Genomic DNA, 9,517 nt, shown 5'->3' on the forward strand with positions numbered 1-9,517 from the left:
GAAAATCAGCCTGACTTCAGGTAAATATCCCTCTTTTGTGTTCCCGATAGTGGAACTGATCCCAGGATCAAAAAAATGAGACTGAAACTTCTTGGTGCGCTCGGTGTGGCAGTCGTTCTGGCTGGCTGTTCCAATGACCACGCCAATACTGGCGCAGCAACTGGTGCGGGCGCTGCTGTCCAGCCAACCGGCCCGGTTCCGGGAAGCGAAGCGGATCTCGTCGCGAATGTCGGCGACCGTGTTTTCTTCGCCCTGAACGAGAGCGGCCTTTCCGGCGACGCGAAGGCGACCCTCGACAAGCAGGCTGACTGGCTTGCCAAGTATCCGCAGGTTTCTGTGCAGATCGCCGGCAACTGCGATGATCGCGGCACCGAAGAGTACAACCTTGCTCTCGGCCAGCGTCGCGCCAACTCGGCTCGCGACTACATCGTGGCCAAGGGAACGTCCAGCTCTCGCATCACCACCATTTCCTACGGCAAGGATCGTCCGACCGCCACCGGCGAAGGTGAGGACGTGTGGTCCCAGAACCGTAACGCGATCACGTCCGTTCAGTAATCCTGAACAGACAGTATGATCTGTTGCTAAAAGACCGGGTGGGTGCCATGTGCACCTGCCCGGTTTTTATTTGGGGCCCAGCGATCAACCGGGATGCATCAAGAAGAGCAGTCTCATGCTGGTTTGTGCCGTAAAGTCGGATTATTGCTGGCACATTCGCTGGAACAACGTCAGGGAGTCGGCTCTTCAGGCCGCACGATGCTAGTCATGACACGTATTTTGCCTTCTTTTCGGCCAACATCCCGTAATTCTCGTGTGACCGCATATCTGCTGACGGCTTCCGTCTGTCTGTCCGCAGGAGGTCTGACATCTGCGAAAGCGCAGGTATCGAGCCGGGAAGGGATCGCACTTCAGGACCAGATCATGGAACTGCGTCAGCAACTGTCGCAGATGCAGACGACTTCCAACTCTCTCCCGGCTCCTGTTCCGCAGGGCAGTTCCGGCAGTTCTTCCGCCAATGGTGATATTGTCACCCAGCTTCTTGACCGTGTGAATTCCCTTGAAACCCAACAGCGCGAAATGCGTGGACAACTCGATGAACTGACCAATCAGGTCAAGGAACAGAGCGCGTCGCTTTCCAAGCAGATGAGCGACATGCAGTTTGCCGCGCAGAGTGGTGGCGCTGCTGGCGCTGGGGCGGCAGCCGGTGCTGCTGCGGCGAGTTCGTCACGTTCCACTTCGTCGGCGACTGCTAGTTCAACGGCTTCCTCTACGTCTGCCGAAGACGCGCTGAAAGCTGGCAATGCCGCATTGACCAGTCATGATTTTGCCAAGGCCCAGTCTGACGCGCAGTCGGCATTGGCGCATGGCAAGGGAGCGGTGAAAGTTGACGCCCAGTATCTGCTCGGTCAGTCGCTCGCCGGTCAGAAGCAGTATCGTGATTCTGCCGTCGCCTATTACGATGCCTACAAGCTGTCTCCAAAAGGAGCCCGCGCTCCATACGCTCTGCTGGGTGTGAGTGCTTCTCTCCTGTCACTGGGGGATAAGAAAGCGGCCTGTCAGGCAATCTCGAAGCTGAAATCCGAATTTCCCAACCCAAGCGAGCGTGTGGCCAAATCGACAGCTGTGTTCAGCAAACGGGGCGACTGTTCCTGATTTGAGTATTTCGGAAAAAGGATGACTGCAGGCTCGTCCCGCACGCCTTTCAGCCAGACCGAAAGTGTTTCGCCGCGCGCTTTTGCGCGCATCATGGAACATCTCGGTCCGTGGTTGCCCGATACACCGGACGTGCCACCGGTTGCGCTTGCCGTTTCAGGAGGGGGGGATTCCCTCGCCTTGGCCCTGCTGGCGGCAGGCTGGCGCAAGAATCTCGTTGCGCTGGTGGTGGATCATGGCCTACGACCGGAGTTCAGGCAGGAAGCGGCTCTTGCTGCGCAAATTCTTGGACAGCTTGGTATCCCGGTCCACCAATTGCGCGTTGCTTCACTTCCCTATGGCCCGAGATTGGCCGAACGGGCACGCAAGGCGCGTTACGCAGTCCTGAATGAAGCCTGCCGACGATTGGGGGCTGTTGATCTGCTCGTCGCACATCAGGCCGATGATCAGGTTGAAACCGTGGCCATGCGTGAAATTCGTAGGGCTGGCCCGGGGCTCGCGGGGATGGCCGCGACGGTCGAACTGGCGGATGTCAGGCTCGTCCGACCACTCCTTGGCTATTCTCGGGAAACGCTGCGACAGACGTTGCGGCAAGCTGGCTTACGCTGGTGTGATGATCCTTCCAACGAGAATGAGGCGGCAGAGCGGGTTCGGGTCAGAAAGAAGCTTCAGATTGCCGAAAAAGAAAGACTGTGGCGTCTGGCTCTGGATGCCGCGCAGCAGCGATCCGAGCAGGAGCGAAGGATTGCGGAAGAGTTGAGCGAGTCCGGTTGCCGTCTTTTCTGCGGGGCGGCGCTGCTGGGAGAGAAGTTGCCTTCTCCCACAACTCTGGCGGCTCTGATTCGTTGTATCGGGGCTCTGGACTACTTACCTTCTATGGAGGCCGTCGGAGAGCTTTGTCGAAACGGCAGTTCTGCTACGCTTGCCGGTGTGTCGCTGTCGCGGGCGAAAGTCGGCGCTGACCGGAATGAGCAGTGGCTGCTTGTGCGTGAAGCCGCGGCGATGGAAGAAAATATTCCTGCGTCCCTGGAAACAGTTTGGGATCGGCGGTTCAGAATGCAAGGCGTGAAAACTTTACCCGATGGCCTGTTCATAGGGGCGGCTGGTAACGGCATTGACCGTAAACTCAGGGCCGGATTGCCGACGGTGTTTACAAAAACCTTGCCTGCCTTCTGGCGTAATGGGCAGCGGGTCAGCGTTCCTCATCTGGGAATATGTGAGGATAAAACGCTGGAAGGTGTCGGCTTTGCCTTCGTGCCCCCCAACCCGGTGACGACAACAGCGCGCTGGATGAACATATATTTAACCTGAAAGCCACTTTCATGCATGATGCAGTGACCCAATCTCTACAGGAAGAGGATTGCATTCGCGCTCTGAAACCGGTCTCATGAAGGTCGGTAAAGGGAACCGGACGCACACAGGAACAGTATGGAACGGATGTCGTGATCAATAATTTTGGACGTAACCTGGCTTTATGGGTCTGCATCATCGTTCTGCTGCTGTTTCTGTTCAACATGTTTCAGCCGGGGAACACGCAGCACGCATCGCAGCAGATCGCCTATTCGGACTTTGTCGCGGATGTGGACAAGGGTGAGGTGCGCTCTGTCGTCATTCAGGAGCACAACATCTCCGGAACCCTGACGAACGGCACATCCTTCGAGACCTATGCGCCGCAGGATCCGGCGTTGGTGTCCCGTCTGACCGGCAAAGGTGTTGAAGTGGCCGCAAAGCCGCTTGAGGCGGAAGGCAACCCGTTCCTGCGTGTTTTCCTCAACTGGTTCCCGTTCCTGCTGGTTGGAGCCATCTGGCTGTTCATGATGCGGCAGATGCAGTCTGGCGGCGGTCGGGCAATGGGCTTCGGCAAGTCACGCGCCAAGATGCTGACCGAGAAGCAGGGCCGTGTCACTTTCGCGGATGTCGCCGGTATTGATGAAGCGAAGAACGAGCTTCAGGAGATCGTGGAGTTTCTGAAAGACCCACAGAAATTTACGCGGCTTGGCGGCAAGATTCCCAAAGGTGTTCTGCTGGTTGGCCCTCCGGGCACAGGTAAGACCTTGCTCGCGCGTGCAATCGCGGGTGAGGCGAACGTTCCTTTCTTCACGATCTCCGGTTCCGACTTCGTTGAAATGTTCGTCGGTGTCGGTGCGTCTCGTGTTCGCGACATGTTCGAGCAGGGCAAGAAAGCCGCTCCGTGCATCATCTTCATTGACGAAATCGATGCTGTGGGTCGTCACCGTGGCGCCGGTCTCGGTGGTGGAAACGATGAACGTGAGCAGACCCTCAACCAGATGCTCGTCGAAATGGATGGCTTCGAAAGCAATGAAGGTGTGATCCTGATTGCTGCGACCAACCGTCCTGACGTGCTTGATCCTGCGCTGCTGCGTCCGGGCCGCTTTGACCGTCAGGTCGTGGTGCCGAACCCGGATGTGAATGGACGCGAGCAGATCCTACGTGTGCATATGCGCAAGGTGCCGCTGGCTTCTGACGTCGATCCGAAGGTTATTGCGCGTGGCACGCCCGGCTTCTCGGGCGCCGATCTGGCTAACCTCGTCAATGAGGCGGCTCTTCTGGCGGCACGCGAAGGCAAGCGGACAGTCGCTATGAGCGAGTTCGAGAATGCCAAGGACAAGGTGCTGATGGGCACCGAGCGCCGCTCGCTGGTGATGAGCGATGACGAGAAGAAGATGACTGCCTACCACGAAGGTGGTCACGCGCTTGTCTCGATCCTGACGCCCGGCACGGACCCGGTTCACAAAGCTACCATCATTCCGCGTGGTCGTGCCCTCGGCATGGTGATGAGTCTGCCTGAGGGGGATCGCTACTCAAAAAGCCGCGCGAAATGTGTTGCTGAACTTGATCTGGCGATGGGCGGTCGTGCGGCTGAGGAAATCATCTTTGGACCCGACAACGTCACAAGTGGCGCTTCGGGCGACATCAAGATGGCGACTGATCAGGCGCGTCGCATGGTCACCGAGTGGGGTATGAGTGAAAAAATGGGCATGATCGCTTATGGCGATAATGGTCAGGAGGTTTTCCTCGGTCATTCCGTGACCCAGAACAAAAATATCTCTGAGGAAACTGCTCGGGAAATTGATGCCGAGGTCAAAAAGCTTATCGATTCTGCTTATGACCGCGCCCGGACACTTCTGATCGAGCATATCGATGAACTGCACCGTCTGGCGGAATCTCTGCTCGAATATGAAACACTCAGTGGTGAGGAAATTCGTCAGGTTCTCCGGGGTGAGCCGATCGAACGGGTGGTTGTAGATGATGCCATGCCGGAAAATCGTCGCTCTTCTGTCCCGCCGGTAATCAACAAACCGACGCCGGATTTGGGTGGAGCGATGCCTCAGCCGGGCTGAGATTTACGCTCTTGATGGCAAAATAGAAAAGATGAGGGCTTCGGCTCTCATCTTTTTTTGTGACGAAAACAGAAAAGTCAGGTCAATGGAAACTGAACGTCTCATTGAGCCGGGTGGGCTGGTTTATGGCCCAGAAGCCGTGCGGGCAGTAAAAGCCGGTGTCGCTTTGCCGTTGGCCGGTGGATCTGTTGCGTTCACATTGGCGACGCTGATCGAATACGACCGTATGTCTGATCCATTGCCGGTTGGTCAGGTGCCTGCTTCATGGCAGGAAAAACTGGATTTCATAACCCGAAAGCCATCGTCGGCAGATCTACCTTCAAGACCGCTGGTGATGGGTATTCTGAATGTGACACCGGACAGTTTCAGCGACGGCGGCCAATATCAGCAGTTATCCAGCGCGATGACTCAGGCGGAAAGTCTGTTGATGGGTGGGGCGGCCATCCTTGATCTCGGGGCGGAAAGCACGCGCCCGGGTTCGGCACCCGTGACACCCGAGGAGGAATGGGACCGTCTTCAGCCGGTTCTTTCGGAACTAGTGCCCCAAGGCTTCTGCATTTCTGTGGACACACGAAATGCCGCCACCATGGAAAAGGCATTGGATGCAGGTGCCACCTTTATCAACGACGTCACGGCTCTGACACATGATCCGCAGGCCATTCCGTTTCTCGCAGGGAGGGAATGTCCTGTTGTGCTGATGCACATGCGCGGCACACCGCAAACCATGTCGCAATTGACGCATTACGGCGATGTTGCTGTTGATGTCGTGCGGGAACTCGCGGAACGTATTGGGGAGGCCGAACACCGTGGCATCCGACGCGAACGCATCCTGATCGATCCCGGTATTGGCTTTGCGAAAACGGAGGAACAGAGTGCCGAGCTTCTTCGTCGGCTACCGTTGTTCGCCAATCTCGGGTGCCGCATGGTGTTGGGAACATCCCGAAAGCGGATGATCGGGACATTTTCCGGAGAGAAGGTTGCAAAGGCGCGCGACCCGGGGACGATAGCCTCATCCTTGCCGGGACTGGCGCTCTCTGACACCGTTCTGCGGGTGCATAACACTGCCGCCATGACGCAGGCTATGCGTGTGTGGCAGCATTGTTTCGGAATGCCGTAAGCGGCGGCCTTGTTTCTTCAGATCATATAATCGATGGGCGGGAGCGTCTGGTCCATCGTGAGCGAAGGCATTTCTTTCAGTCTTGTACCAATCTTTCGAGCTGGATTGCCGACTACGGTTGTGTAAGCTGGCACTGCTTCCAGCACGATTGAACCAGCGCCTACCTTTGCGCCTTCTCCGACTTCGATAGCCCCAAGCACCTTTGCTCCGGCGCCGATCAGCACACCTCTATGAATCTTTGGATGGCGGTCGCCCGCATGTTTGCCGGTTCCACCGAGTGTTACGCCCTGAAGAATTGAAACGTCATCATGAATAACGGACGTCTCACCAATGACGATTCCCGTTCCATGATCGAAGAGGATGCGTCGCCCCAACTTTGCTGCGGGATGAATATCCACCCCAAAGAGCTCTGAAGCACGGCTTTGGAGGTGCAGCGCCAGATGGCGGCGTTCATCGCGCCAGAGCCAGTTCGCCACGCGATAGCACTGGATGGCGTGGAATCCCTTGAAAAACAGGAAGGGGGTCACGTAGTCCGGGCAGGCGGGATCACGGTCACGAATGGCCTGAATATCGGCAGCGCCCGCAGTTACGATATCCGGCACGTCGTTGTAACATTCGATGACCAGATGGGTGAGTTTGTCGGTGCTGACGTAATGATCGCCGAGTTTCCGTCCGATGAGAGCGGCAAGGGCTGAAGCAAAGTCCGGGTGATTCTTGATGCCTGTGGCAAGAAGTCCCATCACGAGCGGATCGCAGCATACCTGCGATTCTGAAAGCATATTTTCCCAGAGCGTTTTCAGTTTTACTGAAGAACCGGCCGTATCGGACTGTGTCATGAAGAAGAATACCCGGAGACTGGTGAGCGTATAAGTCGTGAAGGCAGGAACGCTACAGGTTGGGACTGTTTCCGGCAATGAAAGGCCGTGTTAGCTGTTTTTTCTGCCCAATAGGCGGGAGGCGCTGAGCAGAGCGGCTCCTCCAGCGCATGCCGCAGCCGCGTCCATACATGAAATTGGCCCGGTCAGTGGATCAAGACGCAGAACGAATGCGGCTCCGATGGCGCCCCATGTCTGGCCGCTCTGGCGCGAAACCTGGACCATGCCACTCGCGCCGCCTTCACGGCCGGAAGGTGCTGTGAGCAACATGGCGCGGTTGTTTGGGACCTGAAAAATTCCAAAACCGAACCCGGAAAGCCCAATGCGCCAAACCACGTCAAAGGCTGAAGGGTGGGCAGGAAGCATGCGCAACGCGAAAAATCCGGTCATGGTGCAGAGCAGACCGAAGGATGAGAGGACCGGCGCGGGAAAGCGGTCAGCAAAACGACGGATCACGGATGCGGCTACGATGAGCCCGAACGCCCACGGAGTCATCAGAAGGCCGGTGGCCGTCGCGCTCCATCCATAGTGATCACGTAATGCGAAAGGCGCTGAAACGATGAAAAAGTTGGAGCCGATATAGCTGAGAGTTCCCACCATAAAGGCAACCCTGAAACCACGCCCTTTCAGGAGATCGACCGGCATTATGGGGCTGGGTAGCCCCACTTCTTTCCTGACCAGCAGCCACATGGTGACAATGCCGAGTATGAACAGCCCAAGGGTTGGCACGATACCGCTGGCATGCGCGACGGAATCACCTCCCAGCCCGATGGCCGTAAAGGCTATGAAGCACAACCCGGCGCCGACAGGATCGGGCATATGACCGATTTTCGGGGTGACAGGTAAGGAGTTGAGAGCCAACAACAGTGTCAGAGCGCCGATGGGAAGGTTGATCCAGAAAAGCCACGGCCAAGGTGCTATGGCCAAGATCAACCCTGCGACCGTGGGGCCCAATGCCATCCCTATGCCCACAACGAGCGTATTGAGAGAAAAGCCTTTTCCCAATTCATTTTCGGGATAAATGAATCGGATCAGCGCTGACACGACACTGAGCATGGACGCGGCGCCGATGCCCTGAACCGCGCGGGCAAGCGTAAGAACCAGCAGGGAAGGGGCTGCCGCACAGACGACGGACGACAGCATGAACAGCGTAATGCCGATGATGCACATACGGGCGTAACCGATCCATGCACCCGCTGCGGCAAGGGGAAGCAGGGCCGAAAGACTTGCCAACTGGTAAGCATTGACCACCCACACCGTATCGGATGCTGAACTATGGAGATCAGCGCCAATATCGGGCAGGGCTACGTTGGCAATGGCATAGTCGATCTGGGCGAGAAGGACGGCCAGACTGACAGCGAGCATTGCCTTGGCTCGGGCTGTTCCATAAAGGCCGGTTGAATGAGGGGTGGCCGTCGGCTCTTGCGTTTTCATCAGGCGGCACAATAACGACTGTATTGGCCTTTGGAGAGCACTAAAAGTAAGCCTCGCCAGACTGTCATCATGTCATGCGCCGAGATAGCGCCAGAGGAGAGTCTGCGAACCGGTAGACGGCTTTACATCCCCTGTTTTGCACTCTTGAGGCCTTCTTTATAGCCAAGCGCTTCCCACTGGGCTTTCTGCGACAGATGTTGGTCAGATGAGCCGCCGAACCATGAGCAGCCGGTTATCGCTGTGGCACAGAAAACGAGGAGAATGAGGCGCTTCATGATTTCCCGACGTGAACAGAATTGACTGCCGAGGAAGATGCACCAGAAACGCTGAGGTGGCGAGAGAAAACTCCCAAAAATGGTCACGGGCGACTGCTATTGTCGCCTGATTTTCAGGTCGGCGTCTCGACTATCCTGAACAGGAGAGTTTTTCTTTTTCTTCCGAAAAAATATGCACGTTATTGTCTATCCGACTCTTGATCACGCGGGCAGGGACACCTGCGGCGATTGACCATGCGGGGATGTCCGAGGTGACTACGGCGCCTGCGGCAATTACGGAGTGGGAGCCAATGGTGACGCCGTCAACAATGGAAGCATTTGCTCCAATCCAGCAGTCGTCTCCGATTACAATGCCTTTCGAAACACAGGCCTGATGTCGCATGACCTGCGACGGATCCATGCCGTGATTGAACGCAAAGATACTGACATTGTTCGCAACCATTGTGTTTGTGCCAAAACTCACAGGACCAGCGACGTGAGAATTGGCGCCAATGCAACAGCCATCTCCCATGGAGATTTTGCCGCGCATGATGCAGCCACCACTAATGTAACTTTCATCACCCATATGGAGTGTGCTGGTATAAATATGTGCGGTTGGTGAAACGTAACAATTATTGCCAAAATTTGCGCCAGACATTTTCTTCAGAACATTCTGATAAGCTGGTTGGATTGCTTTCTGAATAAGAGTTTTTTTGTCAAAATATTCCCAGGACAAATATGTCTGGCGAAATATGCGCTGTTTTATTTTGAAAATGATTTCAAGCATACAGCAGGAACCCTGAGAAAAGATGTGCAATATTAAGG

The 9,517-nt window shown here is 56.2% G+C and carries 9 protein-coding genes; 5 read left to right on the plus strand and 4 right to left on the minus strand.

Annotated elements, in window-relative coordinates; genetic code table 11:
- Window positions 1-75 precede the first annotated feature (75 nt).
- The 5 genes from pal (at window position 76) to folP (ending at window position 6,129) form a co-directional block, all read left to right on the plus strand.
- Window positions 76-555, plus strand: a complete 480-nt coding sequence (gene pal / locus ABF824_RS08150) for a peptidoglycan-associated lipoprotein Pal (protein WP_415487877.1) — start codon at window positions 76-78, stop codon at window positions 553-555.
- 255 nt (window positions 556-810) lie between these two features.
- Entirely contained in the window at window positions 811-1,650 is an 840-nt protein-coding gene (locus ABF824_RS08155) for a hypothetical protein (protein WP_415487879.1), read from the plus strand.
- A gap of 21 nt (window positions 1,651-1,671) precedes the next feature.
- Window positions 1,672-2,961 carry a tRNA lysidine(34) synthetase TilS gene (gene tilS, locus ABF824_RS08160; protein WP_415487881.1) on the plus strand — a complete coding sequence of 430 codons (1,290 nt, stop codon included), beginning with the start codon at window positions 1,672-1,674 and terminating at the stop codon, window positions 2,959-2,961.
- A 134-nt stretch (window positions 2,962-3,095) separates the two neighbouring features.
- A complete protein-coding gene (ftsH, locus tag ABF824_RS08165) occupies window positions 3,096-5,012 on the plus strand; it encodes an ATP-dependent zinc metalloprotease FtsH (protein WP_415487895.1) in 1,917 nt (638 codons plus the stop codon).
- An 85-nt stretch (window positions 5,013-5,097) separates the two neighbouring features.
- On the plus strand, window positions 5,098-6,129 hold the full coding sequence (gene folP / locus ABF824_RS08170; protein WP_415487883.1) for a dihydropteroate synthase: 1,032 nt from the start codon (window positions 5,098-5,100) through the stop codon (window positions 6,127-6,129).
- A gap of 17 nt (window positions 6,130-6,146) precedes the next feature.
- Here folP and cysE read toward each other — a convergent pair whose 3' ends face one another.
- The 4 genes from cysE to ABF824_RS08190 form a co-directional block, all read right to left on the minus strand.
- Window positions 6,147-6,908 carry a serine O-acetyltransferase gene (gene cysE / locus ABF824_RS08175; protein ID WP_415487897.1) on the minus strand — a complete coding sequence of 254 codons (762 nt, stop codon included), beginning with the start codon at window positions 6,906-6,908 and terminating at the stop codon, window positions 6,147-6,149.
- A gap of 147 nt (window positions 6,909-7,055) precedes the next feature.
- Entirely contained in the window at window positions 7,056-8,438 is a 1,383-nt protein-coding gene (locus tag ABF824_RS08180; RefSeq protein ID WP_415487885.1) for an MFS transporter, read from the minus strand.
- A gap of 122 nt (window positions 8,439-8,560) precedes the next feature.
- The gene (locus ABF824_RS08185) at window positions 8,561-8,713 is read right to left on the minus strand and encodes a hypothetical protein (RefSeq protein ID WP_415487887.1); all 153 of its coding nucleotides are present in this window, start codon (window positions 8,711-8,713) and stop codon (window positions 8,561-8,563) included.
- Window positions 8,714-8,843: 130 nt separating this feature from the next.
- Window positions 8,844-9,517: acyltransferase (locus ABF824_RS08190; protein ID WP_415487889.1), on the minus strand; the 674-nt coding region annotated here is incomplete at its 5' end.

The organism is Acetobacter sp. (assembly GCF_047721705.1).
Taxonomy (GTDB): Bacteria; Pseudomonadota; Alphaproteobacteria; order Acetobacterales; family Acetobacteraceae; genus Acetobacter.

What these genes read in the sequence shown, in the direction of transcription:
- ABF824_RS08180 (WP_415487885.1), bottom strand. Translation starts at nt 8,438, where the DNA reads ATGAAAACGCAAGAGCCGACGGCCACCCCTCATTCAACCGGCCTTTAT.
- ABF824_RS08185 (WP_415487887.1), bottom strand. Translation starts at nt 8,713, where the DNA reads ATGAAGCGCCTCATTCTCCTCGTTTTCTGTGCCACAGCGATAACCGGC.
- folP (WP_415487883.1), top strand. Translation starts at nt 5,098, where the DNA reads ATGGAAACTGAACGTCTCATTGAGCCGGGTGGGCTGGTTTATGGCCCA.
- tilS (WP_415487881.1), top strand. Translation starts at nt 1,672, where the DNA reads ATGACTGCAGGCTCGTCCCGCACGCCTTTCAGCCAGACCGAAAGTGTT.
- pal (WP_415487877.1), top strand. Translation starts at nt 76, where the DNA reads ATGAGACTGAAACTTCTTGGTGCGCTCGGTGTGGCAGTCGTTCTGGCT.
- cysE (WP_415487897.1), bottom strand. Translation starts at nt 6,908, where the DNA reads ATGCTTTCAGAATCGCAGGTATGCTGCGATCCGCTCGTGATGGGACTT.